This window comes from Mycobacterium sp. 1245801.1 (assembly GCF_001673055.1).
GTDB lineage: Bacteria > Actinomycetota > Actinomycetes > Mycobacteriales > Mycobacteriaceae > Mycobacterium > Mycobacterium europaeum_A.
On sequence record NZ_LZKY01000129.1, the window covers coordinates 1 to 22,278 of the forward strand.

The 22,278-nt window shown below is 67.4% G+C and carries 20 protein-coding genes and 3 pseudogenes; 10 read left to right on the forward strand and 13 right to left on the reverse strand.

Going from position 1 to position 22,278, the window contains the following annotated elements:
• Positions 1-270 (reverse strand): annotated as a pseudogene (locus A5622_RS07540) (acyl-CoA dehydrogenase); the annotation flags it as partial.
• On the opposite strand from A5622_RS07540, the pseudogene A5622_RS07545 reads away from it, so the two are divergent.
• Positions 269-718: pseudogene (locus tag A5622_RS07545) on the forward strand (acyl-CoA dehydrogenase family protein); the annotation flags it as partial. The pseudogenes A5622_RS07540 and A5622_RS07545 overlap by 2 nt on opposite strands.
• Here the strand turns inward: A5622_RS07545 and A5622_RS07550 are convergent.
• Entirely contained in the window at positions 715-2,682 is a 1,968-nt protein-coding gene (locus tag A5622_RS07550; RefSeq protein ID WP_066877662.1) for a SpoIIE family protein phosphatase, read from the reverse strand. The pseudogene A5622_RS07545 and the gene A5622_RS07550 sit on opposite strands and share 4 nt — an antisense overlap.
• 261 nt (positions 2,683-2,943) lie before the next feature.
• Here A5622_RS07550 and A5622_RS07555 point away from each other — a divergent pair, with 261 nt between their 5' ends.
• From A5622_RS07555 to A5622_RS07565, 3 genes are read left to right on the forward strand one after another with little or no spacing between them, the layout of a single operon-like run.
• Positions 2,944-3,444, forward strand: a complete 501-nt coding sequence (locus A5622_RS07555; protein ID WP_066877663.1) for an oxidoreductase — start codon at positions 2,944-2,946, stop codon at positions 3,442-3,444.
• Between the two features lie 12 nt (positions 3,445-3,456).
• Complete coding sequence (locus A5622_RS07560) at positions 3,457-4,947, forward strand: molybdopterin-dependent oxidoreductase (protein WP_066877664.1); 1,491 nt, start codon at positions 3,457-3,459, stop codon at positions 4,945-4,947.
• Between the two features lies 1 nt (position 4,948).
• On the forward strand, positions 4,949-5,269 hold the full coding sequence (locus A5622_RS07565) for a hypothetical protein (RefSeq protein WP_066877665.1): 321 nt from the start codon (positions 4,949-4,951) through the stop codon (positions 5,267-5,269).
• Here the strand turns inward: A5622_RS07565 and A5622_RS07570 are convergent.
• From A5622_RS07570 to A5622_RS07580, 3 genes are all read right to left on the reverse strand, one after another.
• Positions 5,220-5,585 carry a hypothetical protein gene (locus A5622_RS07570; protein ID WP_066866614.1) on the reverse strand — a complete coding sequence of 122 codons (366 nt, stop codon included), beginning with the start codon at positions 5,583-5,585 and terminating at the stop codon, positions 5,220-5,222. The two genes, A5622_RS07565 and A5622_RS07570, sit on opposite strands and share 50 nt — an antisense overlap.
• 62 nt (positions 5,586-5,647) lie before the next feature.
• Positions 5,648-6,853 carry an amidohydrolase family protein gene (locus tag A5622_RS07575; protein ID WP_066877667.1) on the reverse strand — a complete coding sequence of 402 codons (1,206 nt, stop codon included), beginning with the start codon at positions 6,851-6,853 and terminating at the stop codon, positions 5,648-5,650.
• Positions 6,854-6,930: 77 nt separating this feature from the next.
• Positions 6,931-7,962, reverse strand: coding sequence for a hotdog fold thioesterase (locus A5622_RS07580; protein WP_066866618.1), 1,032 nt, complete (start codon positions 7,960-7,962; stop codon positions 6,931-6,933).
• Positions 7,963-8,274: 312 nt separating this feature from the next.
• Between A5622_RS07580 and A5622_RS07585 the strand changes: the two genes are divergently transcribed.
• The 3 genes from A5622_RS07585 to A5622_RS07595 are packed head-to-tail and all read left to right on the forward strand — an operon-like array spanning position 8,275 to position 10,649.
• Complete coding sequence (locus A5622_RS07585) at positions 8,275-9,246, forward strand: metal-dependent hydrolase (protein ID WP_066866655.1); 972 nt, start codon at positions 8,275-8,277, stop codon at positions 9,244-9,246.
• Positions 9,243-9,431 carry a ferredoxin gene (locus tag A5622_RS07590; protein ID WP_066877668.1) on the forward strand — a complete coding sequence of 63 codons (189 nt, stop codon included), beginning with the start codon at positions 9,243-9,245 and terminating at the stop codon, positions 9,429-9,431. Before A5622_RS07585 ends, A5622_RS07590 begins: the two co-directional genes overlap by 4 nt.
• 3 nt (positions 9,432-9,434) lie before the next feature.
• Positions 9,435-10,649 carry an NAD(P)/FAD-dependent oxidoreductase gene (locus tag A5622_RS07595; RefSeq protein ID WP_066877670.1) on the forward strand — a complete coding sequence of 405 codons (1,215 nt, stop codon included), beginning with the start codon at positions 9,435-9,437 and terminating at the stop codon, positions 10,647-10,649.
• On the opposite strand, the gene A5622_RS07600 is transcribed toward A5622_RS07595, so the two are convergent.
• The 5 genes from A5622_RS07600 to A5622_RS07620 all read right to left on the reverse strand — a co-directional run bounded on the left by A5622_RS07600 (position 10,646) and on the right by A5622_RS07620 (position 16,588).
• Positions 10,646-12,151 carry a class I adenylate-forming enzyme family protein gene (locus A5622_RS07600; protein WP_066877672.1) on the reverse strand — a complete coding sequence of 502 codons (1,506 nt, stop codon included), beginning with the start codon at positions 12,149-12,151 and terminating at the stop codon, positions 10,646-10,648. The two genes, A5622_RS07595 and A5622_RS07600, sit on opposite strands and share 4 nt — an antisense overlap.
• A gap of 82 nt (positions 12,152-12,233) precedes the next feature.
• Positions 12,234-13,169 (reverse strand): acyl-CoA dehydrogenase family protein, encoded by a 936-nt coding sequence (locus A5622_RS07605; protein ID WP_066877674.1) that lies wholly within the window; start codon positions 13,167-13,169, stop codon positions 12,234-12,236.
• Positions 13,166-14,323, reverse strand: a complete 1,158-nt coding sequence (locus A5622_RS07610; RefSeq protein WP_197497882.1) for an acyl-CoA dehydrogenase family protein — start codon at positions 14,321-14,323, stop codon at positions 13,166-13,168. The genes A5622_RS07605 and A5622_RS07610 overlap by 4 nt, the downstream gene beginning before the upstream one ends.
• Entirely contained in the window at positions 14,320-15,411 is a 1,092-nt protein-coding gene (locus tag A5622_RS07615; protein WP_197497883.1) for an acyl-CoA dehydrogenase family protein, read from the reverse strand. The genes A5622_RS07610 and A5622_RS07615 overlap by 4 nt, the downstream gene beginning before the upstream one ends.
• A 106-nt stretch (positions 15,412-15,517) precedes the next feature.
• Positions 15,518-16,588 carry an acyl-CoA dehydrogenase family protein gene (locus tag A5622_RS07620; RefSeq protein WP_066877677.1) on the reverse strand — a complete coding sequence of 357 codons (1,071 nt, stop codon included), beginning with the start codon at positions 16,586-16,588 and terminating at the stop codon, positions 15,518-15,520.
• Positions 16,589-16,663: 75 nt separating this feature from the next.
• Between A5622_RS07620 and A5622_RS07625 the strand changes: the two genes are divergently transcribed.
• The gene (locus A5622_RS07625; RefSeq protein ID WP_066877679.1) at positions 16,664-17,524 is read left to right on the forward strand and encodes an LLM class flavin-dependent oxidoreductase; all 861 of its coding nucleotides are present in this window, start codon (positions 16,664-16,666) and stop codon (positions 17,522-17,524) included.
• A 3-nt stretch (positions 17,525-17,527) separates the two neighbouring features.
• Here the strand turns inward: A5622_RS07625 and A5622_RS07630 are convergent, their stop codons facing one another.
• Both A5622_RS07630 and A5622_RS07635 read right to left on the reverse strand, forming a co-directional pair.
• Positions 17,528-18,244, reverse strand: coding sequence for an SDR family oxidoreductase (locus A5622_RS07630; protein ID WP_066866636.1), 717 nt, complete (start codon positions 18,242-18,244; stop codon positions 17,528-17,530).
• An 18-nt stretch (positions 18,245-18,262) separates the two neighbouring features.
• Complete coding sequence (locus A5622_RS07635; protein ID WP_066866638.1) at positions 18,263-19,084, reverse strand: FadR/GntR family transcriptional regulator; 822 nt, start codon at positions 19,082-19,084, stop codon at positions 18,263-18,265.
• Between the two features lie 100 nt (positions 19,085-19,184).
• Here A5622_RS07635 and A5622_RS07640 point away from each other — a divergent pair, with 100 nt between their 5' ends.
• Entirely contained in the window at positions 19,185-21,572 is a 2,388-nt protein-coding gene (locus A5622_RS07640) for a CoA transferase (protein ID WP_066877681.1), read from the forward strand.
• Between the two features lie 17 nt (positions 21,573-21,589).
• Entirely contained in the window at positions 21,590-21,781 is a 192-nt protein-coding gene (locus A5622_RS07645; RefSeq protein WP_066866641.1) for a ferredoxin, read from the forward strand.
• 19 nt (positions 21,782-21,800) lie between these two features.
• Here the strand turns inward: A5622_RS07645 and A5622_RS07650 are convergent.
• Positions 21,801-22,196, reverse strand: a pseudogene (locus tag A5622_RS07650) (cytochrome P450); the annotation flags it as partial.
• Between the last annotated feature and the right edge of the window lie 82 nt (positions 22,197-22,278).

The window sequence follows — 22,278 nt, forward strand, 5'->3', positions numbered from 1 at the left end:
CATCTCCTGCACGCGTTCGTCGTCGGCCTGTCCGGTCTTCTCCGCAAGGGCCACGTAGTCGACCGGAATCGCGTTGCCGCCCTCGCTGCCACCGCCGCTGGCGAACTCGGACCCCTGCCCCACCGCTCGGCGCTCGTGGTAGAGCTGCCGCGAGGCCACCGCCCAGCCGCCGTTAACCTCGCCGACGACGGCGTCGTCTCCCACGTCGACACCGTCGAGGAACTCCTCGCAGAATTCGCTGGAACCGCTGAGCATCGTGATGTGCCGCAACGCGATTCCGGTCGACTACGTGGCCCTTGCGGAGAAGACCGGACAGGCCGACGACGAACGCGTGCAGGAGATGGCCGGTCGCGCCCTGGTGCACCGCGCGGTGGCCGAGCAACTGATCGGTCACGTGTACCGCAGCGTCAGAGACGGCGCGCTGCCGCCGGCCGCCGGGACGCTCATCCGGCTGTTTCACTCCGAGACCACGACGACCGATGTCGACACGGCGCTGGCGATCGCGGGAAGTGCCGGAGTCGTCGGGGAACCGGGCGCCGGACTCGAAACGGGTCTGCGCTATTTGTCCCGGCAGACCGTCGCCATCGGCGGCGGCACCACCGAGATGGCCCGCAACGTCATCGGCGAGCGGGTGCTGGGCTTCCCCCGGGAATACGCCGCCGACCGCGGGGTGCCGTTCAACCAGGTGCGGCACGGCGACAGGGCCGACCGGGCTTAACCCTCGGCGACGAGGTTCTCGGCGAGGCCGCTCACCACCGGGATCTGGACCAGTGACAAGACATGGTGTGCCGGGCTGCCCGGCGGGGCCACCAACACGTATTCACTGCCTTGCCGCTGGGCCCGCCCGCGGGCGGCGGCCAGTGCGCTGACGCCCGCCGATCCCAGGTGGGTGACGGCACTGAGGTCGACCGTCAATGGCGCGACGCCGGAACGGCTTTCGACGGCGATCTGACGGTCCAGGATGGATGCGGTGTTCGAGTCGACGTCGCCGCTGACGACGATGCGGCCCGGTTCGCTGACCTCGGAGGCGAATTCCGCGTTGAACGTGCGCCGCTCGGCCGCCCGGCTGATCACGGAATCGGTGACGAAACTCGCCGGTCGCGAGAGTCGGTGCGTCAGACTGGCGGTCGTTCCCTCGGCTCCGTGGCGGACGTGCGCCTCCGACACCAGGGCCTCGGCCATGGCGAGGCCGCGACCACGCCCCGTCTCGCCCTCGCGGTGATCCTTCCACCGGCCGCGGTCGCTCACCGAGGCGTGCAGGCTGCCATCGCCGGACAGCGTCGCCTCCACCACAACGCCGTCGGTGACCTCGGTCGCATACCCGTGCTCGACCGCGTTTTCGACGAACTCCGAGATCGCGTGCACCACATCGGAGATGTCGTCCGCGTCGGCGCCCACCTCCGACAACCATTGGCGCAGGCGGGTGCGTACCATGCGCGCCGCACGGATCGTCGCGTCCAGTGTCAGGTGCAGCGGCGCGGGCGGCGTCCGGCGTTGTGCCGCAAGGAGTGTCACGTCGTCGCTGTAGCCGGTCGACCGCAGCAGCAATTCCAGTGTCTCCGAACAGATGCGGTCGATCGCCCGTTGCGAGGATTCGATGACGAACCCGCGTTGTCCGCCGGCGATGTTCGCGGCCAGCTCGGCGAATTCGGCGGTGCTGGCGCCCAGTGGCCGGCCGGGTCTTTCGATCAAACCGTCGGTATAGAGCAGGATCGAGTCGCCCACGTCGAGGAATTCGGTGCGCACCGGAAAACCGGTGCCGCTGCCGAGGGGTCCCGCGCCCGACGGCTCGAGATAGCGCGCGGTGGCGTCCGCCGTCACCAGCAGCGGCGGCGGGTGTCCCGCGGTGCAGTACCGGAATTCGCCGGCGGCGAAGTCCAGGGAGCCGACGCAGATTGTGGCCGTGTTGGATCCGGGGACGTGCTTGCGGAATCGGTCGACGGCCTCGAGCGCTTCGGCGATCGGATATCCCGCGACGACCTGCATCCGCAGCGCGGTGCGCAGTTGCGACATCGCCGCGGCCGCTTTGACGCCATGGCCGACGACGTCACCGACGACGAGCACCAGCCGGTCGCCGAGGGGTATCGCGTCGAACCAGTCGCCGCCGGCCGCGGTGTCCTCCGCGGCGACGAGGTACTGTGCGGTCACGTCCGCGCCGGGAGTGACGGGCACCGAGGGTGCCAGTAGTGCCTGCTGCATGACGGTGGCGGAATCGCGGACGTTGCGGTACCGCTCGGAGAGTTCCTCGAGGCGCGCTTCGTCGGCCATTCGCGTCTGCACGCGGCTGGTGACGTCGACGAAGGCGAGCTGCACGCCTTCGATCGAGCCGTCCTCCGCCCGGCGCGGCGTGACGATGAAGTCGAAGAAATGTTCCTGTGCCTGCCCCGCGCCGTCGAAGTCGGCCTGGACCCGCCATTCCGTGCCCGACTGTGGCTCGCCCGTTTGATATACCCGGTCGAACATGTGCAGGATTTCTTGGCTCTCCAGCTCGGGATAGATGTCGCGCACAAATAGCCCAATGGAGTCGATTGGCGGACTGAGTGTGCGGTACGCCGCGTTGACCGCGACAAATCGGTGGTCGGGCCCCTCGAGCCCGACCAACAGCGCGGGAACGTTCTCGAAGACGCGGCGCACGTCCTCGGCCGCACCGACGGTTCTGTCCCAGTCTTTTTCGGCCACCATCTGGCCGTCCTCCTAGCAGCCCCGAGCGGCCCGCCAACCAAGGGCCGACTCGAAAACCGGGTCAATGGGTTGACCCAATTTGCACACGTGGTTGTTCACATTAGCAATGGTTCTTGGCTGCGTAATGCAACGGTTTGGTTACCGCTGTGAATTGTGTCGGCTAATTCGGTTGGCAAATGCAATTGACGTCTGCGAAGATCGCGGCCCTTGACGCGTAAACGGCCCCGTTTGCGGCCGGTTTGGCGCGGGTACCTCGCTGTCGTGGCCGATCTCGTGGCTCGACGCGCGACGGCGCTTTGGCGGCGCCTGCTGACGTCACCAGTGCTCACCTTGAACGGCTGGGTGGCGTTCAACCTGCCCCGTGCGGTGACCGCGCTGGGCGGGGCGTTGCTGACGGGCCTGGTTGCGGTGCATGTCTACGTGCTGGCCAGCCGGCCGTACCTGCCCGGGTATTTCGCCGCGTACGTCGCCGTGTTGGCGGCCGCCTGCCTAATCGCCGCGAGCGCCATGCTGATCGGCATCAAACCCTCAGTGCCCCAAGGCGGTTGGTATTTCGGCAGCCTGATTTGCTCGGCCTTTATCATCGTGTATGTCCTCACCCGGTGGATCGGCCCGCCGGGATTGGAAGCGGTGACCGCCCGATGGGACTTCGCGCCGGGGACGCTGGCGATGGTGTGCGCGGCGGCTTTCATCGCCGTGCACACGACCGTGCTGTCGGGCATCAACGTCGCCTATCCGCACAGCCAGCAGTGGTATGACTGACGGGGCCCGGGCATGACGACGTTGGACTATCCGGTATGGCTGCGCATCGATCATTGGCTGAACGTGCTTTTCGTGACGCTGATCCTGCGCAGTGGTCTCGAGATCCTGGCCACCCACCCGAAGTTGTACTGGCACGACGACAGCAAGCCGGGCTCGGAGTGGGCCCGCTTTACCCGAAAGGTCATGCCGCGGGACAGGATCTACGACACCCTTGACGAAGAAGAGGACTACAGCCCGTTCATCTCGCTGCCCGGCCGCGCGCAGCTGGGCGTGGGCCGCCACTGGCACTTCTTCGTGGTGATCGGCTGGATCCTGCTGGGCCTGTCGTACTACATCCTGTTGTTCGCCACCGGCCAATGGCACCGCTACTGGCCCGCGTCATGGTCGATTTTCCCCGAAGCGTGGGACGACATCGTCACGTATCTGTCGTTCAACCTTCCGCCGGTGCTGCCCGGCGAGCCGCTGGACGCCATGCAGAAGCTGACGTACGCGGGAGTCGTCTTCATCCTTGCGCCGTTTCAGATCCTGACCGGGGCCGCTCAGTCGCCGGCGATCGAGGCGCGGTTCCCGTGGTACGTGCAGATGTGGGGCGGTCGCCAATGGGCGCGCAGCTTGCACTTCTTGGGTCTGGTCGCCTTCCTGGTCTTCATCGCGATTCACCTGTCGATGATTTTCTTTTGGGGTTGGGGCCGGCTCACCGCGGCAATGATTTTCGGCGCCGTTCGCAACACCTACTGGTCGACCGCGATCTCACTGATGATCATTGCGGCGATCATCGGCATCCATGTGGCGGCCACGATTTGGAGCCTGCGCAACCCGCGGTCGGTGCAGCGGGTGCTGGGGGCGGTGGTCACCGCCGCTCGTCGTCTGCTGTTGCGGCCGCTCAATTCCCGACAGAACTATCCGGCCCACAAGATCTCAAAGCAGCACCGCGTCAACGGAAAGCCGCCCACCAGCACGGAATACAAGGTGATGGCGGTGCACAACTTCGTGGACTGGCGACTGCGGGTCGGTGGACTGGTGGAAAACCCGGTGACCCTGGACCTGAGCGCGCTGCGGGCCCTCGCCGAGCCGGAAACCCAATGCGTGATGCACAATTGCGTCCAAGGTTGGACCAGCATCGGCCAGTGGACCGGAGTCCATCTGCGTCAGCTGGTGGACTTGGTGCGGCCGCTGCCCCAGGCGCGCTACGTCTGCTTCCTGACCATGCAGGACAACAGCACCGACGAGCCGGCGTCGCACGGCGGAGGCCAATTCTACGAGGTGCTTGACCTCGAGTTCGCCGACAAGCCGCAGACCCTGCTGGCGTACGAAATGAACGGCACGCCTTTGCCGATCCAGCACGGCGCGCCGTTGCGTCTGCGGGTGGAAACCCAAGTGGGATTCAAGATGGCCAAGTGGATCAACCAGATCGAGTTCGTCGAGGACTACGCCGGCATCGGCATGGGTACCGGAGGCTGGCGCGAAGACCGCGTGTACTACGACAAGGACGTGGAAATCTGAGATGACCGACACGGCGACCGAGGGGGTCGGGGTACGTCCCGAGCTGATCAGCTTGGATTCGGTGGCCCGACATCGCGTCCTGGAGCAAGTCACCGCCAAGGGCGGACATTGTGAAGCCTGCGGCGTAACGGATTTCGCCGTGGGCGACGCCCTCTACCTGGGTTACCTGTTTCTGAATGAGGACGCCGACGCCTACCTGGTCGCGCTGACCTGTCGCAATCCGGACTGCGCGAAACCACGGACCGCGATCAGATTGTCCGACAAGGACTTTCTCACCTACGCGCCAGGCGCCACGGACGCTTCCAAGCATGACCCCCGCTAGCCTGGCCCTCGTTGGATCCGGGAAGCTTCGGCCGGGTCAGGTCGAATCGCTCTATCAGAGGCGATAACTCGCGTAGCTGATCGCACAGCGAACCGAACCGCCGCTGATCGTCCTCGCCGAGTTGGCCCAGCGAACTGTAGTGCGCCACGCGCGGCAGCCGTCCCGCGAGGGCGGTGCCCCACCGGATGTTGAGGTCGTAGACCTCTTCATCGTCGACGTCGTCACGCTGTCCGAGTCGCTTGAGCGCGTCGATCTGCTCGGTGAGAAACGCGACGTCGTCGTCGATATTGACCGGCGTCCCATCGTGCGGTGCCACGCCTCGACGAGTACCCAACGCCGGCCCCGCTACACGGGGCCGGCGAGCGGTCAGTTAAGCGACTACGCCGAGACCGGCTTCTTGGCGGGCGCCGAGACCTTCATCAGCTTCATCAGGTTGCCGCCCATGATCTTTGCCTTGTCCTCATCGCTGAACTCGGCGAGTTCGTCGACGAAGGTGATCGGGTCTTTGAGGCCCTCGGGGTGCGGCCAGTCGGATCCGAAGACCACCCGGTCGGTGCCGACCATGTTGACGATCTCGGTGAACCGGTCCTCCCAGAACGGGCTGACGTAGACGCAGCGCTTGAACGTCTCGATCGGGTCCTCGGCGAAGGCCTGCGGCATCTTCTTGTAGACGCCCTTGAGGCCCCTGAACAGGTTGGGCACCCAGTCGGCGCCGTTCTCGATGGACAGGATGCGCAGGTCGGGGTTGCGGGTCAGCGCGCCGTGACAGATCAGGGCGCCAAACGCGTCCTCGATGGGGCGGTGACCCATGGCCAGGCTGCGGAAGGCGGTCGGCTTGAAGGGCAGGAATTCGTCGCCGGGTTCCCAGATGTTGAGCAGCTCCGAGTAACCGCTGTCCGAGGCGTGCATGGAGACGGGGATTTCGGCGCGCACGCAGGCCTGCCAGAACGGGTCGAACTCTTCGAGGCCGAACGACCGGCTGCCGCGGTAACCGGGCACCGGCGCCGGGCGGACCAGCACCGTGCGCGCGCCGCGCTCGAGGCACCACTGAAGCTCCTCGAGCGCGCGGTCGACGATCGGCAACGTGATCACCGGGGTGGCGAAGATGCGGTCCTTATAGTTGAACGACCACTGCTCGTACATCCACTCGTTGAGCGCGTGGATGACGTCGTGGGTCATCTCCGGGTCGTCCTTCATGCGCTCTTCGACCAGGCTGGCCAGGGTAGGGAACATCAGCGCGAAGTCGATGCCGAGCTCGTCCATAACCTCCAGGCGCGCACCCGGTTCGCGGAAGGCGGGGATGGCCTTCATTGGCTCGCCGAGGATTTCGCGGTAGCTCTTGCCCTGTGAGCCGTTGCGGAAGTAGTCCTCCTGTGCGCCCGGGCGAGCCACCACTTCGAACGTCGGGTTCGGGATGTATTCGCTGATGTGCCCGCGCACCACGATCTTGGTGCGGCCGCGTACCTGGACGTAGTCGATGACGTTTTTGCGCTTTTCCGGCAGGAATTTGGTCAGCGCTTCCTGCGGCTCGTACATGTGGTTGTCCGCGTCGAAGACGGGGAAGGGTAGTTCCCGGGACGGCATGGCGATCTCCTAGCAGAAGTCTCAATTCTCACCTGTGGTAACGACGTTACCACTTGTGCGCAACAGGGTATAGCGGTTCAGCCGTCGGCTCGCAGCCCGCCCGTCGGGGTGTCGCCGTTGATGACGGCGAAATTCACGGTGGCCGTGGCGCGCAGTTCGTCGTCTCCGTCGCCGTAGATGTCGACCTGCATCACCATCGCCCGTCGTCCGGACCGCAGCATCGTGGGCACCGCGAAGGCCGCCCCCTGCCGGACCGGCCGCAGGTAGCGGATGAATAGATCCGCGGTGGTCATCGTGGTGCCCGGCTGCAGGTAGTCCAGCCCGAATTGTCCGCCCGCCACGTCCACGAGCGTGGCGATCAGGCCGCCCTGCAGCGCGCCGGAGGTGTTGACGACCGCGGGGCTGACCGGCATGGTCATGGCGAATTGGCCATTGCGGGTCGTGGGGCGCATGCCGATCTGGCCGAACAGCTCGGCCAGCGACGGGGCGGTCGACTCTTCGTCGGTGTCGCGGATGCCCAGGGCGCGGCTGCAGAAGTCGTACAGCTGGCCGGCGTCGACCGGCGTTCCGTTCAATTCCGAACCGAGCCAATGCAATCGCTGCGCACCCATCATCGTCTGCATGACGATGGCGGCCGCCGCGCCGACGTCCAATCCGGGGTTGAAGACCCCCTCGGTGATGCCTTGCCCGACGATGTCGCGAATCAGTCCGTGCAGGGGAGAGAGCACCCGGGCGTATTCGCGCGGCCGGGTCTCGGCCAGGTGTTGGTTGTAGAGCGTCAACGCGCGGTTGAGGCTGTCCTGGGTGCTCGATTCCGGCTGCTGGCTGAGTCGGTCGATCAACAGCTTCAGCGCCGAGGTGCTGTCCAGTCCCGTCGTCTCCGCGCGCCAGGTCTTGACCGATTGGGCGATGGTTCGGTCGAACAAAGCCAGCAGCAACTCGTCCTTGCTGCTGAAGTGTTGGTAGAAGGCGCGCAACGACGTCTTGGACCGTGCGACGACCTCCTGCACGGTGAAGTCGGTGCGTCCCGTTTCGCCCAGTATCGCCACGGCCGTCTTGATGAAGCGGTCGCCGCGCGTGATCTCGATGTCGTCGCCGGGGTCGGCCATGAGCGAGTGGTCCCCTTCCATTGCGCGCTGCTCGCGCCATGAGAACGAGGTTACCGCGCCTGGCAACCTATCCCTTGATCGAAGACGATGGCGGGTCTCGACAGCGAATTCTCAGGTGCTTGGCACCGCAGGAGCGAATAGCTGGCCGCCGGTGCGGGTACGCGCCCAGTGAACAGCTGTACTCGGCGAAGTGCGGCACTCAACGGGGGGCGGTGAAACGCGACGGGGGTCGAGGTTCGACTCGCAAGTCGACCGCTCCTTGGAAAATCGACCGGCGCGCCGCGGTTGGCCGAGGGAGGAAAGGATTCGGAGATGCCAGAAGTCCAACTTCACCACGAGGGACATCCGAAGTATCGACGGATGGTTCGATTCGACTGGTCGGACACCCCGCTGCACTGGGTGCCCGGCGACCCGTTCTCGACGCACATGATCAACGTGTTGCATCTTTTGCTGCCCGAGGGTGAGCGGCACTTCATCAAGGCGGTCCTCGAAGCGTCGTCGCTGGTCGATGATCCCGAGCTGGAGGCGGCGATCAAACCGTTCATTCAGCAGGAGTCCTGGCATGCATGGGCGCACCAGGTGGTGTTGGACCATCTGGCCGAGCAGGGCATCGATACCAAGCCGTACACCGACCGGCTCGGCAGGTTGTTGTCACTGACGTTGGGTGATCCGCCCAGGTGGTTTACGCCCGCGATGAAGCGGTGGTGGCTGTATCGACGCCTGGCCGATGTGGCGGCGCTCGAGCATTACACCGCGATGTTGGGCCAGTGGGTGCTGACGAACCGAGGCCTGGACTATGCGAAAGCCGACCCGATGATGCTCGACCTGCTGCGCTGGCATGGCGCCGAGGAGGTCGAGCACCGCTCGCTGGTGTACGACGTGTTCCAGCATGTCAGCGGCAACTACTGGATCAGGGCGTTCTCGATGTTCTTCACTACGCCGTTGTTCATCGCCTGGTGGGTCGCAGGTGCCCGCTACCTGATGGCCCAAGACCCCACGATCGACCAAAAGTGGCGTTGGCGCGACTGGTTGTGGGCCGCCCGCGAGTACCGGTTGCCAGGCCCGTGGAAGCTCATGGTGACAACGCCCGTCCGGTACCTGCGGCCCAGTCATCATCCCAACGATGAGGCGTCCACGCAGATGGCGGTCGACTACCTGAACTACTCGCCGGTGGCGAGAGCGGCTAAGGAGCGCGCGCGCTCGCAAGCGAAGTCGGGTGGTCCTGACAGTTCTCGAGGCACCGAAAGTTCCACCGGTGCGGCAAGAAAGGCCGAGGTCCGATGAAGGTTGTGGTGGATCTGGACACCTGCGATGGAAATGGCGTGTGCATGAGCATCTGCCACGAGGTGTTCGACGTGCGAGAGGACGGACTCCACGTGCTGCAGGAGCAACCGTCGGAGTCGTTGCGGGACAAGCTGATTGGCGCCGCGGTGTCGTGTCCCACTCGGGCGATCACGGTGCAGGACTGACCGATGCCCACAGATCAGCTCAGGCAGGTTGTCGTCGTCGGTGCGGGCGTTGCCGGGACGCGGGCGGCGGAGACCCTGCGACAAGAGGGGTATGACGGTGACTTGACCATTGTGGGCGCCGAACGCCAGGCCCCGTACCACCGGCCTCCGCTCTCGAAGAAGTTGCTCACCGGCGAGGTGCACAGGGCCGGCGTCGACCTCGCGCCCCAGTTCGAGCTCGATGCCCGCGTGCTGCGCGGAGCTTCGGCGCTCAAGCTGGACATGGCCGCGCGTACGGTTCACGTTCGCGACGAAGATCACGACCTCGCTGTGCAATTCGACGGACTGGTCATCGCCAGCGGCGCGGTGCCGCGCGAGTGGCCGGGCGGGCCGGTGCCCGACGGCGTGCTGACGTTGCGCACGGTGGAGGACTGCCTGGGGATCCGGGAAACACTCGGCGCGCGCCCGCGGGTGGCCGTGGTGGGCGGCGGCTTCATCGGCGCGGAGGTGGCCGCCAGTTGTCGATCCCTGGGCCTGGACGTGGTCCTCATCGAGAAGGCCGAAAACCCGCTGCTCGCCGCATTGGGCAAGGAGTTGGCGCCCTACTGGGCCCAATTGCACCGTGACCATGGCGTGGACCTGCGGGTCGGCGCGGGTGTCGACGCATTCGTCGGCAACGGGCGGGTCGAGGCGGTTCGGCTCAGCGACGGTTCGCAGGTGCCGGCCGATCTCGTCGTCATCGGCCTTGGCGTGGTGCCTGCGACCGAGTGGCTGGACGGCACGGGACTGCGGGTCGACGACGGAGTGGTCTGCGATGGCACGGGCGCGGTCCAAGGCGACGCCGCGGGCGTCCCGGTCGTCGCGGCCGGCGACGTCGCGCGCTGGTGGCATCCGCTCTACGAGCGCCACCTGCGCACCGAGCACTGGGACGACGCCGGACGTCAGGGCGCGGCCGCCGCCCGGACCCTGCTGGCCGGCCGCGACCGCGCGGACACCTACGACGAGCTGCCCTACTTCTGGTCCGATCAATACGACGTCAAGGTCCAGATGCTCGGCGTACCAACAGGATACGATGCGCTGGAATTCGTCGAAGGCGTTCCCGACTCGTGGGAATTCGTTGCCGCGTACGGCCGTAACGGCCACACCATCGCGGTGCTGGGAACGATCCCGGGTCGCGTGCATGCCTACCGCGGAGCGATCGAGAAGCGGGCCCAATTCCCGCCGTTGCCGCCGGACTAGCCGCCCCGGGCCGCGATCATCGCCGAGCGGTTGACCTTGGTCGCCGCGGTCCGGGGAATCGCATCGACGAACTCGACGGTCTTGGGCGCTTTGTAGGGGGCGAGGTGGTTCTTCGCGTACTCGATCACTTCCTGTTCGGTCAGTGGCGCGGCCCCGTCGGAGTCGGCGCGCTGAACCACGGCATGCACCCGACGCCCCCATTGCGGGTCGGCCAGGCCGATCACGACGACGTCGGCGATGCCGGGGTGGCCGGCGAGCGCCGACTCGACTTCGGCCGGAAAGACGTTGGCGCCGCCGCTGACGATCATGTCGACGCGGCGGTCGACGATGTAGAGGTAGCCGTCCTCGTCCAGGTGGCCGATGTCGCCGGCGGAGCGGAACCCGTCCTCGGTCGACGGCAGCGGCGGCGCTCCGCCCAGATAGCGGTATCCGGCGCTCATCGGCGCCCGCAGGTACACCTCACCGTCTTCGCCGGGACCCAGCGGTCGCTTGTCGGCGTCCAGAATCCGGATCTCGGTGTCCCGGAATCCGCGGCCCACACTGCCCGGGTGGGCTAGCCATTCGTCGCCGCGCAGCGCGGTGAGCCCGAGGTTTTCGGTCATGCCGTATGCCGTCACGATCTGCTCGGGACTGAGCAGTTCGAACCAGGTGTGCAACAGCGACGGCGGCATCACCGCGGCGCCCTGCAGGATGAACACGATGCTGGACAGGTCTCGCCGCCGCACGTCGGGTCGGGCCGCGATGCGCGCCAGCATGGTGGGCGTGGCGGTGAAGTTGGTGATCCGGAACCGCTCGATGACATCGAGAACCAGTGCCGCATCGAACTTTTCGAGTATCACCAGATGGTCGCCACCCAGCATCATCAGGAAGGTGGCGAAGCCGTTGGTGTGATACATCGGCGCGGGCACCATGATGGTCTGCGGCTGGGCCACCGGTGTCCAGTTCGACAGGAACGGTTCGCCCTGTTGCGGGATCCACAGCGAGGGCGCCAGGTTGAGGATCACCTTGGGCACGCCGGTAGACCCGCTGCTGCAGATCCCGTTGGCGGTGGGGGAGACGGCGACCGGCAAGGCGCCATCGGGTTCGCCGGCCGCGCTTGCGTCGAGTTCCCAGCGGCTCTGTTCGTCGACGACCACGACGGGGTTGATGACGTCGCGCACCCGGTCGCGTTCCCACTCGGGAAGATCCCAGTGCATGGGGACGGGCACCGCGCCGATCTTCCAGCATCCCAGCGTCGCCAGCACCAGATGCTGGGAGTTCGGAATGGCCAGTGCTACAAGTGAACCCGTTTGCGCCCCGCGGCCGGCCAGCGCACGGCCCCACTGGTTGGCGCGGGCATCGAGTTCACCGAAGGTCAGCGAGGCCGCGCTGCCGTCGAGCGCGACGATCGTCACGGCCAAATCGTCGCGCCGTTCTTCGGCCAGCTGCCGCAGTTTTACCCCGAACGGGATGCCCTCAGCGAACGGATTGGGCGTCACCGCGGCGGCTGGGGATTGGCTCATTTGCGCCGCTCTCCTCCGCAAGCGGGCGGGGGTACCTCCCACATGTGGGGGCGTGCCGCCGCTGCATCGTCACCGGCGCGGGTCATGCCGATACCGGCTCACTGAACAGCGTCTCGAAGGACCCGTCCGAGACGCAGGGGATCAGGCGCAAGGCCAGTTCCTCGGTGCCCAGCGGCAACCGGATCAGCGGCTGGGTGTGCCGGTCGAGGACGCTGACGTCGGACTCGTCGCAGAAACCCAGGGCGCCGAGTAACTGGTGCGACGTGCGCATCACCTGTCGTGCCGTGTCTGCGGCCTTGAGCCGAAGAATCAGGGCGTCGGCCGAATGGATCTGTGCAGCAAGCGATTCCGGCCGGCAGATGGTGAACTTCGCGAGTTCGTGCAGTCCGCGGACCGCGACGGCGGCATCGGCGACGGCGAACCTGACGGCCTGGAAGTCCGCGAGCGGCTTGCCGAACTGGATCCGGGCGCGCACGTGCTCGGTGACCACCCGCAGCGATTGCTGCACCGCTCCCAGAATCCGCCATGATCCCAGCACGAGATGAAGGTTAACGTCACCGGCGGGCACGCTTGCATCGGGTGCGCTCAAGGTGGCCGGAACCAGGAACGGCCCCAGCTTGGCGCCGGTCCGCGACCCCGGCTGGGGCCGATAGCGATTGCCGTCCAGGTCCGCGGCGACCCACTCACCGGCCAGATCGCCGTGGTCGATGCGCGGGGCTTTCGGATTGACCAGGGTCAGGCGTGCGCCGTCGATCGCCAGCAGCTCCTCCACCAACGGATAGGGGAGCACGGTGGCGCCGGCGGCCTGACACAGCACCGCCGCGGCCAGCAGGTCGTCCGGCTCCGAGCGCACGTCGAGCTCGAAGGCACCGAGGTCGTTGAGCGCGGTGCGCGCCGCATTCCGGATGGTGTCGTCGGTCTCGGCGCGCAGCGCGGCCGGCGGTCCGCCCAATCGGGTCAAACGCTTACCCGCGACGGCCGCGAAATCGCTGATGTCTTGCGGCAAATCGGTTTTCACCTGTGTTCTCCCAATACGTCTCGTGCCACCAGCATGCGTTGCACCTCGATGGTGCCCGATGCCACCGTGGCCGCCTGCGCGTAACGCCAATGGTCTTCGATCGCTCCGTGCAGCGCCGCGGAGGTTCCGCTGTCCAGCGCCGTGGGGCCCAGCACGTCGAACAGCAGCTCGGCGACGAGCTGATCGCACGTGGTGGTGATGATGCGTGCGGCGCTGGCGGCCGCCCCGGCCGCCGGATCGTCCTGCAGTGACACGGCGCGATAGGCCAGCAACCGGGCGACCCGCAGGTCGACGAGGGCGCGCACCCAGCGGGTGCGGATCGTTTCGGGAAGCTGGTCCCAGTCGTCGCCGAGTTGGGCGCGCATCCGTTCGAGCAGCGATTCGCAGCGCGCGTAGCGCGCGATGCCCACCCGCTCGAACGCCAGGGCTTCGCGCATCACCCGCCAGCCGTCGCCGACCTCGCCGAGCACGTCGCCGGGATACGCCTGCACGTCGTCCAGGAACATCTCGTTGAGGTGGTGCGGTCCCAGCATCGACGGGATCGGCCGGACCGTGAATCCGGCCCGGTCCATCGGAATGAGAAAAAGGGTGAGCCGCTTGTGCTTTGGGGCTTCGGGATCGGTGCAGGCCGCCAGCACGCACCAGGACGCCATCAGCGCGTACGACGTCCACACCTTCTGGCCGGTGATGCGCCACCCGTCGCCGTCGGCAACGGCGCGGGTGCGCAACGACACCAGGTCGGTGCCGGCCTCCGGCTCGGAAAAGCCCTGGCACCAGATCACGTCCCCGGAGGCGATGGCCGCCAGGTGCTTGGCCTTTTGTTCGGCCGTCCCGTACCGCATGAGCGCGGGCCCGACCCAGTTGATCCCCATGTACTGCGGACCGCGCGGCTCGTGCTGCGCCCACATCTCCTCGCGCAGGACCGTCTGCTGCCAGACCGAACCACCACCGCCGCCATGCTCTTTCGGCCACGCCAACGCCAGCAGCCCCTCGGTGGCCAGCAGCTTGCAGAACGTCTCGGTGGTGGCGAGGTCCTGCGGGTTTTCGGTGCAGGCGCCCAGAAAGTCGGCGGGGATGTGGTTGGCAACCAGCTCGCGCAGGTGGCTGCGCAGTTGCCCGGCGTCGTCGCCGAGGTCGTAATCCATTGTCGTCATCCCTTCGGCAGCCCGAGCAGGCGCTCGGCGATGATGTTGCGCTGGACCTCCGACGTCCCGCCGTAAATGGTCGCGGCCAGCGCGTCCTGGCGTTCGAACAGCAGATCCGGGTCGGTGGCCGATTCCGGGCCCGCCGCGGCCGCACTGAGTTCCCAAACCCGCTGTAAGGTCAGCGATCCGAGCAGTTTCATGGTGTCGGCTTCCGGGCTGGGCCGGCCCGCCAGTTCGTTGCCCAGGGCGCGGTAACCGGTGGCCCGCAATGCTTCGGCGTCTGCCAGCAGTGCACCGAGTTCGGCGTAGGCGTCGTGGCTCGAGTCCGCGGCGTCGCGCACCGAGTCGAGCCCGCGTTTGATCTCAACCCAGTTCATGATCCAGATCATCTGGCGTTCGTGGTGCAGCGACGACATGGCGACGTGCCAGCCGCCGTTGAGCGGTCCCAACAGGTTCTCCGCCGGCACTGCGACGTCGTCGAGGAAGACCTCGCAGAACGTCTCATCGGAGATCGACGACATCCGGATGGGTTCGATCCTGACCCCGGGCGACTGCAGGTCGAGGATGAGGCACGAGATGCCACGGTGTTTCGGCGCGTCCGGATCGGTGCGGGCGTAGAGGGTGCACCACCGCGACAGGTGCGCCTGGGTGGTCCAGATCTTGTGGCCGTTGACCCGGAACACGTCGCCCTCGCGCACCGCGCGGGTGCGCAGGCCGGCGAAATCCGACCCCGCTTCGGGCTCGGACATGCCCAGCGCCCACCACTCGTCGCCCCGCAGCAGCGGGACGAGCAGACGCTCGATCTGGGCGGGTGTGCCGAATTGCCGGATGCCCGGCGCGGCGACGCCGGGCCCCGCGATGTTGGGGAGCTTGGGTGCCGACCGCAGTGCCGCCTCGATTCGGACCTCCATGGCGTCGCGCAGGCCCAGCGATCGGCCGCCGTGCTCGCGGGGCCAGGTCGGCTGCAACCACCCGGCCTCGAATGAGGCCCGCTGGTAATCGCGCCGCAAACTCAGATCCCAGCGGTATTGCCGATAGTTCGCGTAGTAGTCGTCGGGCAGAAACTCCGCCAGCCACGCGCCGAATTCGTCCACCACGACACTCACCGGCACCGCTCCTCCTCGTCGCGGCGTCCCCCGCAAGCGGGCGGGGGTACCTCCCACTTGTGGGGGCGTGCCCCCGCTGCATCGTCGCCGGTGCGACTCACGCGGCACCCCCACAGAATCGGCGGCCCACCTCGTAATACAGGGCGCGGCTGTCGCCCAGCAGGGCGGCGCCCTGCCAGGCGCGCCTGACGTAGAGGTGGGCGTCGTGCTCCCAGGTCTGCCCCAGGGCGCCGTGCACCTGAACGGCCGTGCGCGTGCAACTGGCCGCCGCATCGTTGGCCGCCGCCTTGGCCAACGCCGCGGCGGTCCACATGTCGGTCGAGGGCGTGTCCGGGTCGGCAAGGCGCGCCGCCGCGGCGTAGGTCAGGCTGCGGGCGCGTTCGATGCTGACGTAGTTGTCCGCCAGTGCGTGTTTGATGCCCTGGAACGCACCAATCGGCTGGCCGAACTGGCGCCGTGACTTCGCGTACTCGACCGAGCGGTGCAGCGCGGCGCTCGCCACGCCCAGCAGGTCGGCGGCCGCGGCCACCCAGGGCGCCGTCAATGCCGAATCGAGGTCGGCGGGCGCCACCGCGACGGGCTCGGCGTCGATCTCGACGCCGGCCAACGGGTGAGCGGGATCGGTGGATTCGGCCGCCGGCACCGCGGTGACGCCGTCGCCGCAGCGCGCGACCGCCGCCACGGTGTCACCGTCGTCGCAGCGGGCCAGCGTGACGACGAGCTCGGCGCGCGACAGGTTGGGGACGGCAATCGCCGTGCCGCGCAGGCGTCCTTGGCGCAGTGTCATGGGCGCCCCGGGCAGTCGGGATCCCTGGGCGTGAACCGCCAGCGTGGCCACGACACCGCCGGCGATGTCGGTCAGCACCGCGTCAAGCCCGGTGTTGCGCAGCAGGCCCGCGGCCAGACCTACGCTGCCCAACAACGGAATTGGGGCCAGCGCCGCACCGCATTCCTCGAGAACCAGGGCCAGCTCGACCGGTCCGTAGTCACCGACGCCCGGGGCGGCCAGCTCGGTCCAGCCGAGGTCGACGACCGTCTTCCACAGCGTGCGCCAGCGCTCGGGGTCGGTGATCGCTTGACGCGCGGCATCGGGTGGACACTCCGTACGTAATATGTCGCGTACGGTGTCGCGCAGCGTCAGCTGCTCCGAGTTCAGCCCGACATCCATAAGACCTCTAACATAGTAAAGATAATAAACTAGCCGTGCCGTCGCAATCGCACGGATCCGACGTAGAGGTGGCGCATGGCCGAGTGGTATCTGTTCCTGCCCCAGGTGAGATTGTCGGCAGCCGACATTGCGGACCGGGCACATCAGGCCGAGGCCAGCGGTTTCGCCGGTATCGCCTTCATCGATCACCTCGAGGCGCCCGGGCTGCCCGACGAAAGCATCTGGGAGGCAATGGGCATTGCCAGCTGGGTGGCGGCCAAGACCGAGCGCTTGCGGATCGGGCATCTGGTGTTGTGCGACGCGTTTCGGCACCCTGCCGTGCTCGCCAAACAGGCCGTCACGTTGTCCGAGGCGTCGGAGGGCAGGTTCGAGCTAGGCCTCGGCGCGGGATCATGGCCGTCGGAGTTCACCAGATTTGATGTCGGCCAACAGGATCCGCGGGCGAGGGTCGAACAACTCGGCCGGCATCTGAGATTGCTCAAGCAGTACTGGGGCGACGGCGACGAGCGAAACGGCCCGGCCCCGCAAGCGCCGCCGAGATCTCACCCGATACCGCTGGTCCTGGGTGGGAGTGGACCCATGATGATGGAACTCGTTCGCGAGCACGCGGATTGGTGGAATCTACCGGCGCACCAGCTCGACCGGCTGCCGAAGCTCGTCGGGGCCGCGGGGACGGCCCGGATGTCGATTCAGCAGATGGTCGGCTTCGTGCGGTCCGGTGGTGATCCCGATAGCGTGCGCGAGGTCAGCATCCGGCGATTCGGCAACCTCGGATCGGGGCTGGTCTGCGGCGACGCCGACGAGCTGATCGGACACTTCACTGGTTTGGCCGCCCAGCGGGTAGAGCGGTTCTACGTATGGTTCGCCGACTTCGCCGCCCCGGAGTCCTTGCACGAGTTCGGCGAATCGGTGATCAAAGCCTTTCCGGCGCCGTAGGCCTCAGCCGCGTTTCGCGCGGCGCCGGGCTTCGGTCGGCACGACCGGCGGTCGCGCGAACGGGCCACGCTCCACGGCCGACAGCCGGATCTCCGGCAGATCGACCGACGGGTCGACGGTGTCCAGCCAGGCGACCGCCTCGGCGACGTCCGCCACCTGAATCGCATACATCTCGAAGGGGACGTCCTGCAGCATCTCGGTGGCCACCGGGCCCGGCGTGACGATATGCACGCTGATGCCGTCGCGGTCGACCTCGAGCGCCAGGGCTCGCGCGAACGCGTTCATCCCGGCCTTCGACGCGGAGTAGGCGGTGCGGGCCGGCATCGGCTCGTGTGCGGCCGACGACGAGATGAACACCAGCCGCGAGCCCGCCGACATCTTCGGCAGGACCGCCGAGGTCACCACGAAGCACGAATCCAGGTTGGCCGACATGATGGCCTGCCACTGCTCGAAGGTCTGCTTGCGTGCGTAGGTACCCCCGAGCGCGCCGGCGGCGTGAACGACGAGATCGATCGCCGCCAATGTGCCTATGGCAGCGGAAAAGTTGCTCGGGTCGGACGCGTCGGCGACGATGTGGCGGGCACCGATCTCCTCGGCGGCGGCCCGCAGCGGGGCCTCGCGGCGCGCCGAGAGGACCACGTCGTAACCGCGCTCAACCAGCTTGCGGGCGCAGCCCTTTCCGATCCCGCCGCTACCGCCGGTGACCAATGCGGTTCGCATGACCGTGCAGGCCGCCCTTCAGGAGTGCCGAATGTCTCGCGGCCGCGACAACGCCTGCGGGGAGAGCGCGTAGATGCGCTGGTCGTGCTGACCGGACAGGACGTAGGTCTGCGTGTCGGCCAGGTGCCGGCCCGCAATGCGGCGAGCCCGATCGACGTTGCCCTCGGCGATCGTCTCGGTGAGCTTGACGTGGGTGTTGAGCACCGCGCGGCGCTGAGTGAGCGACGGGTAGGTGCCGCGGGACGCGCTCTCGTCGGCCCACTGTCGTTCGTGGCTGCTCCACAGTGTCTCGAGGCTGCCGACGACCGCGATGATCGTGTGATTGCCGCAACCGCGCACGACGTGGTCATGGAACTCGCGCCCGATTTCGGTGAAAAGCCTTCCATCGTCCAGGTTTTCGGCCATCGACTCGTTGATCCGGGTGAGTTCGGGTACCAACGTGCTCGCCCGGTCCGGCCGGCGAGCGGCCAGGGCGGCGCAGGCGGGCTCGAGTTCCTGCAGGGCCATGCCGAGGTCGGCGAGCTCCACGGACTCGCTCTGCAACAACAACCCGAGCATGTAGGCGGCGCTGGTCTTGGCCGGGGCGTGCACGACGGCGCCGCCGCGGTTGCCCCGCCGCACCGAAACCAGCCCCTCGGTCTCCAGAATTCGCAGGGCTTCGCGCAGCGACACCAAGCTCACATTGAATTGTTCGACGAGCACCTCTTGACGTGGCAAGAGATCACCGTCCGCGAGTTCACCGTCGATGATCTGACGGCGCAACTCGTCGGCTACGATTTCGGCGATCCGCGGCGCCGACAGCCGGCGCCGGGCGTCGGGGCCAATTCCCAAGGCGGTCATCCGATCCTCAAAACACAAGCAACTCGCTGGCTTAGCTATTTTAACAGTAATGATATAAATAGCTTCCCTGGTCGCATGCCGATCGGAAGGGCGGGTGTAATTGAGCGAGCGGGCCGACAGCCGGCCGACACCGCTACACGATTTGCGTGTCGTCGAGATCAGTGACCGGATAGCGGGCAGCTACTGCGGGAAGCTGCTGCTCGACGCCGGCGCGCAGGTGCGCAAAATCGAGCCGCCGCAAGGGGATTCGTTGCGGAGCTACACCGCCAGCGGGTCCCCGGTTGCCCAGGGGCGCGCCGCCCCGTTCTTCAGCTACCTCAACGCGGGCAAGCGCAGCATGACGTTCGCTCCGGACTCACAGCGCTACCGCGACGAACTGGCCGGCGCCGACGTCATCGTCGTCACCGCCGGCCGGGCGCGCGCCGCGGCGCTGGGCATCGACCCGGAACGACTGCTGGAACACTCGCAGCGGGCGATCATCGTCACCATCTCCGACTTCGGCTGGACCGGACCTTACGCGGACCGGGCCGCCACCGAGTTCACCTTGCAGGCGTGGGCCGGCTCGCCCGGCTTCCGCGGCGACCCCGCCGGTCCGCCGATCGCCATCGGCGGCGATCTCGGCGAGTACATGGGCGGCGTGTTCGCCGCCTTCGGCACCCTGGCCGTCCGGCGCCGCGTCGAGCGCGGCGGTCCCGGCGAGCACCTGGACCTGTCCATGCTGGAAGCGCTGACCACGATGCAGAGCAGCGAATGGCTGCATTCCCAGCTGCTGTGCGTCCCGCCGATCGGGCGCACCACCGAGGTCCCCTCGATCGAACCCGCCAAGGACGGCTACGTCGGGATCACTATGGTCACCGGTCAACAGTGGCTCGATTTCGCCGCGATGGTGGAATGTCCGCAGCTGGAGGAGATCGAACAGCTGCGGTTTCAGATCGGCCGGTGGCAATACCGCGACCTGATCCGCGAACAGATCCGTCCCTGGCTGGCCGAACGCACGGTCGCGGAGATCGTCGAACTCGGACAGCTGTTCCGGCTGCCGATCGCGGCGCTGGGCAACGGTGCCACCATCCGGGAGCTGGAGTACGTGCGCGAGCGCGAAGTCTTCGTCGCCAACCCCGTCGGGTTCGATCAGCCGCGGCCGCCCTGGCTGATGGCGGCCTGCGCACCCAGACCCGTGGGTGATACGCCCCTCGTGGGCGAGGGGGATAGCGAGTCCCCCTGGCGCCGTTCGCAATTCGAAGCGGAGCCCGAGCCCGACGGGCTGCCGCTGGCCGGTGTCCGCGTCGTCGACCTGACCGCCTTCTGGGCCGGGCCCGCCGCAACCCACCTGCTGGCCGCCTTCGGCGCCGACGTCGTCAAGATCGAGTCGATCCAGCGTCCCGACGGCATCCGGTATTCGGGCGGGATGCGCACCGACGTGGACGACTGGTGGGAGTACGGCTGGGTGTTCCACGCGATGAACACCAACAAGCGTTCGGTCACACTGGATTTGGGGTCCGAGCGGGGCCGCGGTCTGTTCACCGAGCTGGTCGCCGGCGCCGACGTGGTGATCGAGAACTTCTCGCCGCGGGTGATGGAGCAATTCGGGCTGACCGACGACGTGCTGCGCAAGGTCAACCCGAAACTGGTGTTCGCCCGGATGCCGGCGTTCGGCGTCGAGGGGCCGTGGCGCGAACGCGTCGGGTTCGCGCCCACCATGGAACAGATCGCCGGCCTGGCCTGGGTGACCGGCCTGCCCGACGCGCCCCCGGTGACACCGCGCGGGGCCTGCGATCCGCTGGCCGGTGTGCACGCCGCGTTCGCCGTGCTGGCCGCGCTGAACTTCGCCGAACGCACTCAGACCGGCCAGCTGGTCGAGCTGCCGATGCTGGAAACCGTGCTCAACGCCACCGCGATTCAGGCGATCGAGTCCGAAGTGTTCGGGGTGACGTTGAGCCGTCGCGGCAACCGCGGTCATGGCACGGCGATCCAGAACATCTACCGGTGCGCCGGACCCGACGACTGGATCGCGATCACCGTTCGCGACGACGCGCAGTGGCGGGCGCTGGTGGCGTTGATGGACCGACCGGTGTGGTGCGACGACGAGGAGCTGTCCACGATCGCCGGGCGGCACCGTCGAGCCGACGACATCGATGCCCGGCTGGCGGACTGGTTCATCGGGCGGCCACGCGATGCGACGGTGGAGCTGTTGGCGGGCGCGGGAATTCCCGCAGCGCCGGTGGTGTCGCCGTCGCTGGTCACCGACAACCCCCAACTGCGCGAGCGCGGCTTTTTCGAGGCATTGCATCATTCGAGCACCGGGCTGGGGCTCTACCCCTGCCCGCCGTTCGCCCGGCTCGCCGGCCAGCAGCGGTGGCTGCTGCGGCCGCCGCCGAAGCTGGGCGAGCACAATGAGGAGGTCCTGCGCGAAAGGTGCGGGCTGACCGACGAAGACCTGACCCGCCTGGCGACCGGCGGGGTGATCGGGACCCGACCCAAGGGCCTATGAGAAGTGGAGGGCAGCTGATGCGCGTTACGGTCGATGAGAACTTGTGCGAGGCCAATGGCTTCTGCGAATCGCTTGCGCCGGAAGTGTTCGAGCTGGGCGACGAGGACGTCGTGCAGATCGCGGACGGCCCGGTGCCGCCGCGTCTGGAGATCGATGTGCGGGCCGCGGTGGACCAATGTCCCAAGGCCGCGCTGCGGTTGGTCGACTGAGCTTTCGCGCGTAAGTGATTCAGCGCCGCTCGGTCAGCGAGATGGCCATCTCGTCGTAGATCGACATGTTGGTGGTCAGATTCGGATGGGCCACCTTCGCCGGGCCGATCTCGATGTCGTCGCAGCGCAGCAGCAGCTCGTCGAGGACCGCGCGCAGTTCGGCCCGGGCCAGCATCGCGCCCAGGCAGTGATGCGGTCCGCCGCCGCCGAACGCCACGTGCGGGTTGGGCTGTCGGCCGATGTCGAAGGTGAACGGCGAGGAGAACACCTCCTCGTCGCGGTTGGCCGAACGCAGCGTCGACACCACGCGTTCGCCCTTGGCGATGTGCTGGCCGTCCATCTCGACGTCGACCTTCGCGGTGCGCGTCCAATACGCCACCGGTGACGCCCAGCGCAACACCTCCTCGACCGCGCTGGCCATCGGGCTGCAGGCGTTGGTCGCCAACCCCGAGCAGATGGAACGCTATCGCGAGCGGGAAGACCTGCGGGCCCCAAGG